Annotated in this window: 12 protein-coding genes; 5 read left to right on the forward strand and 7 right to left on the reverse strand. The window is 64.4% G+C overall.

Annotation, left to right across the window (positions count from 1 at the left end; translation table 11 throughout):
* The first annotated feature begins 62 nt into the window (after positions 1-62).
* The gene (locus AC3CCE_RS08250; protein WP_352623483.1) at positions 63-935 is read left to right on the forward strand and encodes a methyltransferase domain-containing protein; all 873 of its coding nucleotides are present in this window, start codon (positions 63-65) and stop codon (positions 933-935) included.
* Positions 936-947: 12 nt separating this feature from the next.
* On the opposite strand, the gene AC3CCE_RS08255 is transcribed toward AC3CCE_RS08250, so the two are convergent.
* From AC3CCE_RS08255 to argJ, 5 genes are all read right to left on the reverse strand, one after another.
* Positions 948-1,130: a Flp family type IVb pilin gene (locus tag AC3CCE_RS08255; protein WP_023672984.1), complete on the reverse strand. Its 183-nt coding sequence runs from the start codon at positions 1,128-1,130 to the stop codon at positions 948-950.
* Between the two features lie 127 nt (positions 1,131-1,257).
* Positions 1,258-1,566 carry a hypothetical protein gene (locus AC3CCE_RS08260; protein WP_023694000.1) on the reverse strand — a complete coding sequence of 103 codons (309 nt, stop codon included), beginning with the start codon at positions 1,564-1,566 and terminating at the stop codon, positions 1,258-1,260.
* Positions 1,567-1,663: 97 nt separating this feature from the next.
* Entirely contained in the window at positions 1,664-2,080 is a 417-nt protein-coding gene (gene mutT, locus AC3CCE_RS08265; RefSeq protein ID WP_023685791.1) for an 8-oxo-dGTP diphosphatase MutT, read from the reverse strand.
* The gene (locus AC3CCE_RS08270; RefSeq protein WP_023713717.1) at positions 2,077-2,826 is read right to left on the reverse strand and encodes a GNAT family N-acetyltransferase; all 750 of its coding nucleotides are present in this window, start codon (positions 2,824-2,826) and stop codon (positions 2,077-2,079) included. The genes mutT and AC3CCE_RS08270 overlap by 4 nt, the downstream gene beginning before the upstream one ends.
* Positions 2,827-2,855: 29 nt before the next feature.
* Positions 2,856-4,097, reverse strand: coding sequence for a bifunctional glutamate N-acetyltransferase/amino-acid acetyltransferase ArgJ (gene argJ, locus AC3CCE_RS08275; protein ID WP_023727008.1), 1,242 nt, complete (start codon positions 4,095-4,097; stop codon positions 2,856-2,858).
* 169 nt (positions 4,098-4,266) lie between these two features.
* Here argJ and AC3CCE_RS08280 point away from each other — a divergent pair, with 169 nt between their 5' ends.
* Both AC3CCE_RS08280 and AC3CCE_RS08285 read left to right on the forward strand, forming a co-directional pair.
* On the forward strand, positions 4,267-5,496 hold the full coding sequence (locus AC3CCE_RS08280; RefSeq protein ID WP_352623486.1) for a caspase family protein: 1,230 nt from the start codon (positions 4,267-4,269) through the stop codon (positions 5,494-5,496).
* Between the two features lie 133 nt (positions 5,497-5,629).
* Positions 5,630-6,217 carry a TetR/AcrR family transcriptional regulator gene (locus AC3CCE_RS08285; RefSeq protein ID WP_023714960.1) on the forward strand — a complete coding sequence of 196 codons (588 nt, stop codon included), beginning with the start codon at positions 5,630-5,632 and terminating at the stop codon, positions 6,215-6,217.
* Positions 6,218-6,261: 44 nt separating this feature from the next.
* Here AC3CCE_RS08285 and AC3CCE_RS08290 read toward each other — a convergent pair whose 3' ends face one another.
* The gene (locus AC3CCE_RS08290) at positions 6,262-7,182 is read right to left on the reverse strand and encodes a peptidylprolyl isomerase (RefSeq protein ID WP_023804562.1); all 921 of its coding nucleotides are present in this window, start codon (positions 7,180-7,182) and stop codon (positions 6,262-6,264) included.
* Between the two features lie 244 nt (positions 7,183-7,426).
* Between AC3CCE_RS08290 and secA the strand changes: the two genes are divergently transcribed.
* Complete coding sequence (secA, locus tag AC3CCE_RS08295) at positions 7,427-10,159, forward strand: preprotein translocase subunit SecA (RefSeq protein ID WP_023672992.1); 2,733 nt, start codon at positions 7,427-7,429, stop codon at positions 10,157-10,159.
* A gap of 222 nt (positions 10,160-10,381) precedes the next feature.
* Here secA and AC3CCE_RS08300 read toward each other — a convergent pair whose 3' ends face one another.
* Positions 10,382-12,970 (reverse strand): helix-turn-helix transcriptional regulator, encoded by a 2,589-nt coding sequence (locus tag AC3CCE_RS08300; RefSeq protein ID WP_352511796.1) that lies wholly within the window; start codon positions 12,968-12,970, stop codon positions 10,382-10,384.
* A 244-nt stretch (positions 12,971-13,214) separates the two neighbouring features.
* Here AC3CCE_RS08300 and AC3CCE_RS08305 point away from each other — a divergent pair, with 244 nt between their 5' ends.
* On the forward strand, positions 13,215-13,487 hold the full coding sequence (locus AC3CCE_RS08305; RefSeq protein WP_023685308.1) for a DUF4242 domain-containing protein: 273 nt from the start codon (positions 13,215-13,217) through the stop codon (positions 13,485-13,487).
* The last annotated feature ends 47 nt before the right edge of the window (positions 13,488-13,534 follow it).

Here is a 13,534-nt window from a genome sequence, read left to right on the forward strand (position 1 = left end):
GCCACGTGGTTTTGTCGTCCGCGCCAGGATATCACTAGACGGACAAACAGGGATGTCTACCGTTGCAGCCGATCATCGATACTGAACTTTGGCTGGTGCGCAAGCGCAGGGCGCTGGCCCACCCCGTAGCCGGCGCGGATTTTCTGATGCGGCGGGCGGCGGAAGACCTTGCCGACCGGCTCGGCGCGGTCGAGCGGAAATTCGGCAAGGCCGCGGTGCTGTTTTGCCAGACGCCGGACGCAACGGACGTGGTCGCTGCAAGCGGCAAGGCAGCGGAGATCGTGCGCGTCGAGGCAGATCCAGCGTTTCTGGACGGCCGGCCAGGGCTGATAGCACCGCTGGAAACAGTGCCGTTCCAGCCGGAAAGCCTCGACCTCGTCGTTTCACTTCTGTCGTTGCAGGCGATGAACGACATTCCCGGCATGCTGGTGCAGATCCGCCGCGCTCTGCGGCCCGACGGGCTTTTCCTCGGCGCCTTTGCCGGCGCCGGCACGCTTTCCGAATTGCGCGAAAGCCTGCTCGCCGCCGAGACCGAACTCTATGGCGGCGCCAGCCCGCGTGTCATCCCCTTCACCGATGTTCGCGACGCCGGCGCACTGCTGCAGCGCGCCGGACTGGCGCTGCCGGTGGCCGACGTCGAAACGGTGACCGTCCGCTACGATACCCTCTTCGACCTCATTGCCGATCTCAGGGCGATGGGCGAAACCAGCGCGCTGACTGATCGCAGCCGGCGACCGGGAGCGCGAAAGCTTTTTACCCGTGCCGCCGAAATCTATGCCGAACGCTTTTCGGACGCTGATGGCCGCATCAGGGCAAGCTTTTCCATCGTCTGGATGTCGGGCTGGGCGCCCGATGCCTCGCAGCAAAAGCCCTTGAAACCGGGTTCGGCGAAGGTCTCGCTGAAGACGATACTGGAAAACCCCGGCGAGCGGTGACGGCGCTCCGGATCAGTGCTCGGCGAAGGCGTTTGCGAGCCTGCTGTTGTTGTCGCTGAACAGAAACTGGATCGCATTGCTGGCCTTGCCGACACCCCCGACGATGGCAAGCGACAGCACCGCAACGATCAGGCCATATTCAATGGCCGTGGCGCCTGTTTCGTCCTGCAAAAATCGGCGCAGCAATGGCTTCATGATCGTCGATCCCTCTCATCCCCGACCATATCGCCGACCTGTTAAGAAAGGTTAACGGCACAAGCTTAACAGGCTGTGAAATGGGCCTGCGTTGAGGAAGTTCTCAAGCTGGTGTCGACCTTGTTGGTCAGCAGTCGCCGCTGCGTTGGCCGTCGGCGCGGATGATGCAGACTGAGCTCGGTGAGGGCTGCAGCACGCTTCTGCGCAGCGTATAGGTGGCCCGCGAGCCGATCGAACCGGTGCTCATCGGGTCGAGACCGCCTGCAAGAGCATCGCGGCTGGATGATCGCGTCTGGTTGTCCAGCACGGGGACCGCGATCAGCGCCAGCGCCACTGCGGCCGAGCCGAACAACAGCGTGACGCGCAATAAACCGACGCCGGCGGCGCGAAAGCTGCGATCTGGCCGGATCGAGTCCCATTCCCTGTCGAGGCTCATGCAATCGCTCCCCGCGAACCCGCTTTGCCGCAATTTTTCACGACGAGATAAATCTTCCATTAACGCTGGCTAGATCAGACCGCGAAATGGCTTTGTATCACAACAGGTCGATGAGGAACTGGATTAGCGGCGCGTCGGCCGGCGGCATGGGATAGTCGCGCATCTGCTTTGGCCGCACCCATTTCAACGCCTGCCCTTCCCTGGGCTGCGCGATGCCGCGGAAGCGGCGGCAGACGAACAGGGGCATCAGGAGATGGAAATCATCATAGGAATGGCTGGCGAAGGTGAGCGGCGCCAGGCAAGGAATGTCAGTCTCGATGCCGATTTCTTCCTGCAGTTCGCGGATCAGGCATTGTTCCGGCGTCTCGCCTGGCTCTACCTTGCCGCCGGGAAATTCCCACAGGCCGGCAAGCTGTTTGCCCTCGGGCCGCTGCGCCAGAAGCACGCGGCCATCGGTATCGACCAGCGCGCACGCGGCGACCAGCAGCAGGCGTTTGCCGGTGATCTCGCTCATGCGCCCGGCGGCCGGCGATAGTGGTAGCGATAGACTTCGTCGAAGCCCAGCGAGCGATAGAGCGCCAGCGCCGGCGCATTGCCGGCCTCGACCTGCAGCCAGGCTTCGCGAGCGCCACGCAGCCTCGCCCACTTCAGCGCCGACAGAATCAGGTTGCGGCCATGGCCCTGATTGCGCGCCGACTTGGCGGTGGCGATCTCAAACAGGCCGGCAAGATCGCCGTCATGGACGCAGATCAGCACCGCCAGAGGGTCGGCCCCTTCCTCCAGCGCAAACAGCCCGACTTCGGGTTGGATAGCGCCGATGATTTCCGAAAGACCCGGCCGCAGCGATGCATCCGAGCCGCTGACCTTGAGCGACGCGCCGAGAAAGCGGCTGATATCCTTCAGCGGAATCTGGTCCATGGCCGGCGCCAGTTGCGCGTCCGCCAGCGGCAGCCGCATCACCAGGGATTCGTCGAATGTGCTCCAGCCCTCATTGTCGAGATGCTTGGCTAGGTCCGGCCCCGACAGCGGCGAGATGCGGAAGGTCAGCGGCCTGCCATAGGCGTCGAAGCGCCGGCTGGCGCGGCCGATGCGCTCGGCAATGTGCTGGGTGTCGCCGGGATCGAGCGGGTTGACCGAGTTCAGCCGCTTGGCCGGATGGCCGGCTGTCAGCCGCACCACCCAGGTGCCGTCATAATGCACGGCCGCCGCCGGCCAGGCGCGAAACCCCGCAGCCTCGTAGCGGCGCACGATGGCGAGCATGCTTGCCGGATGCCTGGAAGCCAACTCCATCAGCTCCGGTAATCGCCATTGATGGCGACATATTCCTTGGTGAGGTCGCAGGTCCACACCGTCGCCTTGCCGCGGCCGATACCGATATCGGCGCGGATGCGAATGTCGTCGCGCTTCATATAGGCCGAGGTCGCTTCCTCGGAGTAGCCCGGGTCGCGTTCGCCCTCATGCGCCAGACGGTTGTCGCCGAACCAGATCGACAGCCGGTCGCGATCGGCCGGCTCGCCGGCCTTGCCGACGGCCATGACGACGCGGCCCCAATTGGCGTCCTCGCCGGCAACCGCCGTCTTGACCAGCGGCGAATTGGCGATGGACAGAGCGATGCGCTTGGCCGAGCGCGCCGATTTGGCGCCGGTAACGGTGACTTCGACCTGCTTGCGGGCGCCCTCGCCGTCGCGCACCACTTGCAGCGCCAGCGATTTGAGCACCTTGCCCAGCGCCCGGCGGAACGCGCCGAGACGCGCATCCTTGGGATCGCTGATGGCGGGCGCGCCGCGCTTGGCAGCGGCTCCGGTGGCGAACAACAGCAGCGTGTCGCTGGTCGAGGTGTCGCTGTCGACGGTGACGGCGTTGAAGGTCTTGGCCGTGCCGCGCGACAACAAGTCCTGCAGCACGGGGGCGGCGATCGGCGCATCGGTGGCGATGAAGGACAGCATAGTCGCCATATCGGGCGCGATCATGCCGGCGCCCTTGGAGATGCCATTGATGATGACGTCGGTGTCGCCGAGCTTGACCGTCGCTGTCGCCACTTTCGGATAGGTGTCGGTGGTCATGATGGCCTTTGCCGCCTCGGTCCACAGATCCGGCTTGCCGTCCTTGACTAGTCCGGCCAGCAAATGGCTGAATTTGGTGGTGTCGAGCGGCTCGCCGATTACCCCGGTAGAAGCGAGGAACACTTCGCCTGGCGTGCAGCCTGCGGCCTTGGCCGCGGCCTCGCCGGTCAGTTGGGTGGAGGCGCGGCCCTTCTTGCCGGTGAAGGCGTTGGCGTTGCCGGAATTGACCACAAGCACCCGCGCCTTGCCGGCGCCAAGGTTCTCGCGGCAGAAGTCGACCGGCGCCGAGGGGCATTTCGACTTCGTGAACACGCCGGCAACCGCTGTGCCGGCATCGAAGACTATGGCCAAGAGGTCGGTACGGTTCTTGTACTTGATCCCGGCCTCTGCGGTGGCGATGCGCACGCCCTCAATGGCAGGCATTTTGGGATATTTCTTCGGCGCGAGCGGCGAAATCGTTGCGGACATTGGAGACCTCGGGCGAGGGAAAAACGCTGGGCGAAGGCCGGTTTGCCCGATAGCACGGCCCGGCGCAAGGGCGTTTTCTTGGCCGCCGCTGTCGGCAAGCCACCAGGGATTAAGCTTGCATTTCAAATCCGTTGGCGTCACCGGGGCCTCTGGCGTTATGATATCGGCCATGGGCAGGCTGGTGATCTTGGCGGTGGCGTTTATGGGGCTTTTGCTCCTGAGCGCCGATGCGCAGCCGGAACGGCGCGTGGCGCTGGTCATCGGCAATGGCACCTATGCCGAAGCCGGCACGCTCACCAATCCGGTCAACGATGCGCTCGATATTGCCGGCAAGCTCCGCTCGATCGGCTTCGACGTCATCGAGGGCAACGATCTCGGCAAGCGCGAACTCGAGCGCAAGATCGGCGAATTTTCCGATGCGCTGGAAGGTGCGGGCGTCGGGCTTTTCTATTACGCCGGCCACGGCCTGCAGGTGGAAGGGCGCAACTACATCGTGCCGGTCGACGCCCGGCTCGACATGCCGGTCAAGCTGCAGCTCGAAGCCGTGCCGATCGACGAAGTCCTCGACATCATGGAGCAGCAGACCAAGGTCAGCCTGGTTTTCCTTGACGCCTGCCGCAACAATCCCTTTGCCCGCAGCCTGAGCCGCACCGCCACCACGCGCTCGGCAACGGCGCTTGCCGGTCTGGCGCAGTTCGATTCGACGCGCGGCTCCTTCATCGCCTTCTCGACGGCGCCAGGCGCTGTCGCCATGGACGGCACCGGACGCAATTCGCCGTTCGCCGCCGCCCTGCTGCGGCACATGGCCGAGCCCGGCCAGAGCATCAACGACATGATGATCGCGGTGCGCCGCGACGTGGTCTCCGAAACCCGCGAGGGACAGCGCCCATGGGAACAGGGTTCGCTGCTCGAACGGTTCGAGTTTGTGCCCGGCGGCGAAACGGTTGCACAGCCGAAGCCCGCCGTCCCCCCGGCGCCCGAAACAAATGTTGCGGCACTCGAACGGTCTGTAGGCGACGACAAGACCGCAATCGAGAAATTCCTGCGCGACGACTATCTTGCGCCCGATGCCGCGGCGATCGGCGAGACCGTCAAGCGGCTCTATGCGCCTTCCGCTACCATCTTCGGCACGCGCTATGACAGCGACGCCGTCGTCAAGCTCAAGACGGACTGGTTCGCGCAATTTGCATCCTGGTCGTTCAGTCTCGAGCCCGGCAGCCTCGAGGTGACGCCGCAGGGCGAGAACCGCGCCGAAGCCGTGTTCGCGATGAGCTACGACTATATGTCGAAAGACAAATCGGCGGCGCGCATGACCGGCAAGGCACGAGTCACGCTTGGGCTGGTGAAGAGCGACGGCCAGTGGCGGATCGCCTCGGAAACCTCGCAAGCGATGAACTGAAAATCCCCGCGCAGGGCGAACGTGAGGCCTGCTTCTACAAGCGCTGGAAACGGGCCGTTTCGTTTGCCTGCCAGCTCACCTATATTGCCGGCGAGATTGTTGGCGAGGACAGACATTGTTGGCGAGGACAGACATGGGCGAGGATCCGGCGCGCAGATCGATCGGGGCGCGGCGCAACCCAGACAGCGCCGAGGCCATTCTCGAGGCCGCGGAGGCGGTGCTGGTCGAGGCCGGCTATGCCGGCTTCTCCATAGAGGCCGTGGCGCGGCGGGCGCGCGCCGGCAAACCCACGATCTATCGCTGGTGGCCGAGCAAGGCGGCCCTGCTGTTAGAGGTCTACAAGCGGCAAAAGCGTGTCGACGTCCCTGATACCGGCAGTCTCGAAGACGACCTCGTCGGTTTCCTGAGGAACCTCTTCGCGCATTGGCGCGACACATCCTCGGGCAGTGTATTCCGCTCGCTGATCGCCGAGGCCCAGTCGGACGAAGCGGCGGCCGCGGCCCTGACTGGCTATGCCGATGGGCGCGTGTCCCACACCGCTCGGATCATCGAGCGCGCCAAAGCGCGCGGCGAGGTTGCGGCCGATATCGACGCAGCGCTGGTCGCCGACCTCATCGCTTCCTATGCCTGGAAACACCTTTTGACCAACCGGCTGGACGAAGATGAGGCGACAATCCTTGCCACTGTCCGCTATGTGATGTCAGGCATCTCCCGCAATTGAAAAGGGCGCCGAACGGCGCCCTTTTCATGTTTTCGGTGCCGGCCTTACTTGCCGGCTTCCATCGTGTCGACGGCCTTCTTCAGATTGGCGTCGGGGATTTCAACCTTTGCGGCGCCGCGCAGCTGCTTGACCAGTGCGAAATACTTGTCGCGGATCACCGCCTGCTTGGCCTGGTCCTTGACGTCGTCGAAGGCCGGCGGCTGTTTGGTGCGCTTGTCCTCGAGCTTGATGACATGCCAGCCGAATTGCGTTTGCACCGGCTCCTTGGTGTATTTGCCGATTTCGAGCGCAACTGCCGCCTTGTCGAATTCCGGCACCATCTGCCCCGGGCCGAACCAGCCGAGATCGCCGCCATTGGTCTTGCCCGAGGGATCGCTGGTATGCTCGTTGGCGAGCTTCTGGAAGTCGGCGCCGCCATCGAGCTGCTTGATGATCGCCTCGGCCTCTTCCTTCGTCTTCACGAGGATGTGACGGGCATGAATCTCATTGACCGGCGGCGTGCTGGCGATTTCCTGGTCGTAGCGGGCGCGCACCTCGGCATCGGTAACCTTGTCGACGACGCCCTTCTCGACCATCTCGCCATGCAGCGCGCGCTGCTGCAGGAACGCCATGCGGCGCTGGAATTCGGGATCCTTGTCGAGCCCGGTAGCGACCGCCTGGGCGGCCATGACGCGGATTTCGATGGCCGCCGAAAGGGCCGCGGCGCGGCGCTGCTCGGGTGGCAACTGCGAGAACTGCTGCGACAGCTCGCCCTCGGCAAGCCCAAGGTCCGCCTCGGTCAGCTTCTGGCCATTGACTGTAGCGATAACGGTGTTCGGATCGACGGGGGCTGCCGCCGGCGCTGCTGCGGCATCGGCCGGGGCGGGAGCGGCTTCCTGGGCCATCAGCGGAGACAGCGACAGGGCCGACAGGCCGAAAGCCAGGCCAAGGCTGGCGAGCGACGCACGGCGAAACAGTAGGGACATCAAGATTAACTCCAAGGGGGGATTGGTAGGGCTTGCAGATCAGCCGGATTGTGGCGGAATTTGGCGCTGCCCATAGGGCTAACGCGGCGTTGACATCAGTTGAGCCCCCTCTTATCTGTCCAACGACTTTGCGTCCAGAACCGTTTTCCGGGCGCTTTTTGTGTTTGTCCGCGTTTCACGCGGAATTGATGGGGCCGGCCGGCGCTCATCTCAAAATTGAGAATTCTATCGAAAGGACCATCGGATGGTCAGTCTCGGCGGTCTCGCCCGTAAGGTTTTCGGTTCCTCCAACGATCGTCGCGTAAAATCGACCCGGCCGCGTGTCGAGGCGATCAACGCCATGGAAAACGAGATGCGGGCGCTGTCCGACGCCGAGCTTCAGGCCCGCACGGAAAAATTCCGCCAGGATATCGCCAACGGCGCCACGCTCGATGACCTGCTGGTGCCGGCCTTCGCCACCGTCCGCGAGGCATCCCGCCGCGTGCTCGGCATGCGCCCGTTCGACGTGCAGCTGATCGGCGGCATGGTGCTGCACAATGGCGGCATCGCCGAAATGCGTACCGGCGAGGGCAAGACCCTGGTCGCCACCCTGCCCGTTTATCTCAACGCGCTTGCCGGCAAGGGCGTCCATGTCGTCACCGTCAACGACTACCTTGCCACCCGCGACTCCGAATGGATGGGCCGCGTCTACAAATTCCTCGGCCTCTCGGTCGGCGTCATCGTCCATGGCCTGTCCGACGAGGAACGCCGCGTCGCCTACGCGTCCGATGTTACCTATGCCACCAACAACGAGCTCGGCTTCGACTATTTGCGCGACAACATGAAGTATGAGCGCGCGCAGATGGTGCAGCGCGGCCACAATTACGCGATCGTCGACGAAGTCGATTCCATCCTGGTCGACGAGGCGCGCACGCCGCTGATCATTTCCGGTCCGCTTGAGGACCGTTCGGAAATGTACAACACCATCGATGCCTTCATGCTGCAGCTCGGCCCAGCCGACTACGAGATCGACGAGAAGCAGAAGACCTCGATCTTCACCGAGGAAGGCACCGAGAAGCTGGAAAACCTGCTGCGCGCGGCCGGCCTGCTCAAGGGCGAGTCGCTCTATGACGTCGAGAACGTCGCCATCGTCCACCACGTCAACAACGCGCTGAAGGCGCACCGGCTGTTCCAGAAGGACAAGGACTACATCGTCCGCAACGACGAGATCGTCATCATCGACGAATTCACCGGCCGCATGATGCCGGGCCGCCGCTATTCGGAAGGCCTGCACCAGGCGCTCGAAGCCAAGGAGCATGTGGCGATCCAGCCGGAAAACCAGACGCTGGCCTCCGTCACCTTCCAGAACTATTTCCGCCTCTACAAGAAGCTGTCCGGCATGACCGGCACGGCGCTGACCGAGGCCGAGGAGTTCGGCAACATTTACGGCCTCGAAGTCACCGAGATCCCGACCAATCTGCCGGTCATCCGCAAGGACGAGGACGACGAGGTCTACCGGACGGTCGAGGAGAAGTACAAGGCGATCGTCAAGGAGATCAAGGAAGCGCGCGCCAAGGGCCAGCCGACGCTGGTCGGCACCACCTCCATTGAAAAATCCGAGCAACTGGCCGAGCGCCTGCGCAAGGAAGGGTTCAAGGATTTCGAGGTGTTGAACGCCCGCCACCACGAGCGCGAGGCCGCCATCGTCGCCCAGGCCGGCAAACCCGGCGCCATCACCATCGCCACCAACATGGCGGGACGCGGCACCGACATCAAGCTCGGCGGCAACGCCGAGATGCGCATCGAGGACGAACTGGGCGACATGCCTGCTGGTCCCGAGCGAGAGGCGCGCGAAAAGGAAATCATTGCCGATGTCGAGCGCCTGAAGGAAAAGGCGCTGGCCGCCGGCGGCCTCTACGTGCTCGCCACCGAGCGACATGAATCGCGCCGCATCGACAACCAGCTCCGCGGCCGCTCCGGCCGCCAGGGCGACCCCGGCCGTTCGAAATTCTTCCTGTCGCTGCAGGACGATCTGATGCGCATCTTCGGCTCCGAGCGCATGGACGGCATGCTGCAGAAGCTTGGCCTCAAGGAAGACGAGGCCATCATCCATCCGTGGATCAACAAGGCGCTGGAAAAGGCGCAGAAGAAGGTCGAAGCGCGCAACTTCGACATCCGCAAGAACCTGTTGAAATACGACGACGTCTCGAACGACCAGCGCAAGGTGGTGTTCGAGCAGCGCATCGAATTGATGGACGGCGAAGGCCTGTCCGAGACGATCGCCGAGATGCGCGAAGGCGTCATCGAGGAGATCGTCACCAAGAACATCCCCGAAAACGCCTATGCCGAGCAGTGGAACGTCGCCGGCCTCAAGGCCGAGGTCGCCGAATTCCTCAATCTCGACCTGCCGGTCGAGGACTGGGTCAAGGAAGAAGGCATTGCCGAGGACGACATCCGCGAGCGCCTGACCAAGGCCGCCGACGCCGCCGCCAAGGAGCGCGCCGAGCGCTTCGGCCCAGACGTGATGAGCTATGTCGAACGCTCGGTGGTGTTGCAGACGCTCGATCATCTGTGGCGCGAGCACATCGTCAACCTCGACCATCTGCGTTCGGTCGTCGGCTTCCGCGGCTACGCCCAGCGCGACCCGCTGCAGGAATACAAGAGCGAGGCGTTCGAGCTGTTCCAGGCGCTGCTCGGCAATCTGCGCCAGGCCGTCACCGCGCAATTGATGCGCGTCGAACTGGTCCGCCAGGCCGCCGAAGCGCCGCCGCCCGAAGCGCCTGAAATGTTCGGCAGCCACATTGACGGCACCACGGGCGAGGACGATTTCGAGGGTGGCGAGACCGCACTTCTGGTCCGCCAGGAGAGCAACGCCATCGTCGCTCCCGAAGACCGCGATCCGAACAACCAGGCGACCTGGGGCAAGATCGGCCGCAACGAAGCCTGCCCCTGCGGCTCCGGCAAGAAATACAAGCACTGCCACGGCGCGTTTGCCTGATTTCGAAGGCTAGGTCGGCGGGACAGCACCCCCCTCTGGCCTGCCGGCCATCTCACCCTCAAGGGGGGAGATCAGCAGCTTCGGCGCCGTAACTTCTTTCAATTTCGACAATTGGCGAAAGCCACAGTGACAGCCAATCTCCCCCCTTGAGGGGCAGATGTCCGGCAGGACAGAGGGGGGTGCGAAGGATCGCGACCTCTCGGTCCAACCCTCGTCAAAACCTCACAACAACCCCGAATCGCGCGCGGTCGCTGTCGCCTCGCCGCGCGACACCGCATCCAGCTTGCCCAGCACCGCCGAGACATGGTGATCGACCGTCTTTGGCGAAATCGTCAATTGCTCGGCGATCCGCTTGTTGGAGAGGCCGCGTTCGATCAGCTGCAGCACCTGCATCTGGCGCAAGGTGAGGCCGGCGAGGTTGGCGCGCGTCGAGCGGCGCGGGCCGCGGGCGATGCCGCCAACGCCGTTCCTGCGCATGATATCGCGCAGGCGCTGGGCCGCCGGCCTTGCCCCCAGGCCGTCGAAAATATCCAATGCCAGACGCTGCCCCTCGTCATCGCCGAGGATGAGCGCCAGTCCGCGCTCGTATGGCGCATTCAATTCGGACCAGAGTGCCGAAGCCGAACGCCAGTCGCCGGTCAGGAGCAGCCGGTATGGTGTCGCCATCTCGGCGGTGTCGCCGGCCGGCATATCGGGAGAGAGCAATGTTCGCCACAGAGCCAGCTCCCCGACATGGGCACGCGAGCGCACCGGCGTTTCGGCGCGGGTGATCAGCGCCAGCGCCTCTTGCCTGTCGGCCAGGCCCAGCCATGCCTGCTCCGCCATCAGCGCCGCGTAAGAGCTCAGCATCTGCAGGTCGCCGCCGCTTCCGACCAGACGCGCCATTTCGGCGAACAGCGGCTCGGCCGAGGGATCGCCGCGCCTCAGGCGCAGTTTCGCCAGTGCCAGCAGCGCCGGAAACCGGCCCACGGTGGTTGTCCGCTCATTGTCGATGACATCGCTTGCCGTCGCGGCGGCCTCATCCCATTGGCCCTGACGCAGCTGCACATCGGCCAGCATGCCCCTGAGATAGTCGCGCCAGGTGCCGAGGTCGTTCTCGGTGCAATAGTGGATGCCGCTCTCGAGCACCGGACGCGCTGCGTCGTAGCTCATCTGCGTGATCTCGAAACAGGCGCGGTTGGTGAACGCGCGCGCGGCATGTTCCTGGAAATTGCCCTGGAGCGCAATCTCAAGGCTTTGGTCGAGGCGCAGGCGTCCGGCATCCGGATTGAGCCACTGCTCGACGCAGCCGACATTGTTGAGGGCATGCGAGGCGATGTCGGGACGGTTCATGCGCGCAGCCAGCGCCGCTGCCTTCTCGCCATAGAACAGCGTGTCCTCCACCCTCTCCGAAAGCATCGCCAGATGCGAAAGGTTCGAATAGGCCATGGCGAGTTCGGGACCGGCGGGAGCCGCTTCCAGCATCGCCACCGCCTCGGCGCCGAAGGCGGCGGCCGCCTCGCGGCCATCGGCCATTTCGCTCAGCCGGGAGAGCCATCTCAGGCTGTCGCCCTCCTTCAGCCTGTTGCCGTCTGCCTGATGCAACCGGCGCGCCTCGCCCTGCGCTGCAAGCGCGTCGTCGATCTTGCCGATGAGATGGCACTCGAACGCATGGCTTTCGTAAAGTGCAGCGCGCTCAATCACCGGCAGGCTGTCGGCCTGCTGCAAGGCGATCTCGTAATAGCCGGCGGCATCGCGATGGGCGCCGACGCGCGACGCCTCGCGCGCGGCGATTGGCGCAAGTTCGCGCACCGCCGCCAGATTATGCGCCTCGACCGCATGATGCACCAGGCGGCCTGTGGAGACGTCGCCATTTTCGAGCAGTGCCGCCAGCGCACGCTGGTTGAATTGCCGCCTGTGCGACGTCGTCAGCATCATCTCGATGGCGCGCCGCGCGATGTCGTGCCGGAAGGCGTAGCCGTCGCCCAGATCGTCGAGCAGGCCGTTGGCGACACACTCGGCCAGCTGGCCGGCGCTGGCGACGCCGCACAGGCCCTGCAGAGCCCAGACGTCGGCGCGGCGCGGAAACACCGACACCGCGTCGAGCATTGCGCGGGCGCCTGGCGACAGCCGTTCAGCCCGCGCCAACACGGCGTCGCGCACGCTTGCCGGCAGCGCCATTTCGTTTTCGGCGCACAACAATTCGGTGACGAAGAAGGCATTGCCTGCGGTCGCCCGGTAGATGGCGTCGCCATCGCGGCCGGCCGCATCGGCGAGCGACAGCACGGCCGCCTCGCTGAGCAGCGGCACGTCGATGCGCGCCACGCTGCCGGCCGGGATTTCGCCCAGGGCGCGGCGCACCCGCATCTGTCCTTCGCTGCGGTCGGTGCGGGCCGTCAGCAACAGCAGGATGTGGGTGTTGACGATACGCCGGCCGAGGAAGCGCACGAAATCGAGCGTGGCATCATCGGCCCAGTGCAGGTCTTCGATCACCAGCAGGCTCGGTCCCTTGGCCGCAAAGGCGTCGAGCGCATCGGAAAACAGCGGCAGTCTCTGCCCATGCCGGGCGTCGATTGCGCGCGGCAGCGCCCATTGCGCCTCACGGGCCAGATCGTAAAGCGGCCCCAGCGGATCGGGGATCGACAGATCCTCGCAAGCGCTGCGCAACATTGCCGCGCTCTGCCCGACACGGGCCGCGAACGCCTCGACAATCGCCGTCTTGCCGGCGCCGGCCTCCCCCGCCAGCACCGCGACTCGGCCATGGCCGCCTATTGCATCGCCAAGCAGTGTCTCGAGCTGCTGCAGCTGCGTCTGCCGTTCCAGAAGCATCATTGTCATCGTCTCACAGGATCGGAGTTTTCCCACCATGGCGGGCCGCTCACGATTAGCCCGTGAAGAAAGCGACGCAATGTGACTTTGCACACATTGCCGTGCCTCTTTCCACAAAGAACGACGCCAATATAGGGAATCGTCCCGTCCAATATGGGGAATCGTTCCGATGCGCGGGCCGGGCCGGCGTGGTCAACGTCCAGCCGCGCTCCGATCGAGCGTGAACCAATGGAAAAGGAAGTCTTCCATGCCTCGCTATCTGATTGAACGCACATTTCCGGACGGCCTCAACATTCCGATGACCGACATCGGCGCCACTGCGGTCGGCGGGGTCGTCATGCGCAATGCCGAAAAGGGCGTCACCTGGATCCAGTCCTTCGTCACGCCCGACAAGAAGCACAGCTTCTGCATCTACGACGCGCCGACGCCCGAAGCTATCCGCAGCACCGCTCAGAAAAACTCGCTGCCGGTCGACAAGATCACGGAGGTGCGGGTTCTTGACCCTTACTTTTACCTCTGATCCTGCGTTCGGTCGCCACGATGATGAGCATCAAACTGTCCTTCGCG

The organism is Mesorhizobium sp. P160187, from assembly GCF_057766425.1.

Bases quoted from the DNA above. Each gene is read 5' to 3' on its own strand.
- AC3CCE_RS08270 (WP_023713717.1), bottom strand. From the start codon at position 2,826: ATGCTCGCCATCGTGCGCCGCTACGAGGCTGCGGGGTTTCGCGCCTGG.
- AC3CCE_RS08305 (WP_023685308.1), top strand. From the start codon at position 13,215: ATGCCTCGCTATCTGATTGAACGCACATTTCCGGACGGCCTCAACATT.
- AC3CCE_RS08300 (WP_352511796.1), bottom strand. From the start codon at position 12,970: ATGATGCTTCTGGAACGGCAGACGCAGCTGCAGCAGCTCGAGACACTG.
- secA (WP_023672992.1), top strand. From the start codon at position 7,427: ATGGTCAGTCTCGGCGGTCTCGCCCGTAAGGTTTTCGGTTCCTCCAAC.
- AC3CCE_RS08290 (WP_023804562.1), bottom strand. From the start codon at position 7,182: ATGTCCCTACTGTTTCGCCGTGCGTCGCTCGCCAGCCTTGGCCTGGCT.
- AC3CCE_RS08285 (WP_023714960.1), top strand. From the start codon at position 5,630: ATGGGCGAGGATCCGGCGCGCAGATCGATCGGGGCGCGGCGCAACCCA.
- argJ (WP_023727008.1), bottom strand. From the start codon at position 4,097: ATGTCCGCAACGATTTCGCCGCTCGCGCCGAAGAAATATCCCAAAATG.
- AC3CCE_RS08280 (WP_352623486.1), top strand. From the start codon at position 4,267: ATGGGCAGGCTGGTGATCTTGGCGGTGGCGTTTATGGGGCTTTTGCTC.
- AC3CCE_RS08260 (WP_023694000.1), bottom strand. From the start codon at position 1,566: ATGAGCCTCGACAGGGAATGGGACTCGATCCGGCCAGATCGCAGCTTT.
- mutT (WP_023685791.1), bottom strand. From the start codon at position 2,080: ATGAGCGAGATCACCGGCAAACGCCTGCTGCTGGTCGCCGCGTGCGCG.
- AC3CCE_RS08255 (WP_023672984.1), bottom strand. From the start codon at position 1,130: ATGAAGCCATTGCTGCGCCGATTTTTGCAGGACGAAACAGGCGCCACG.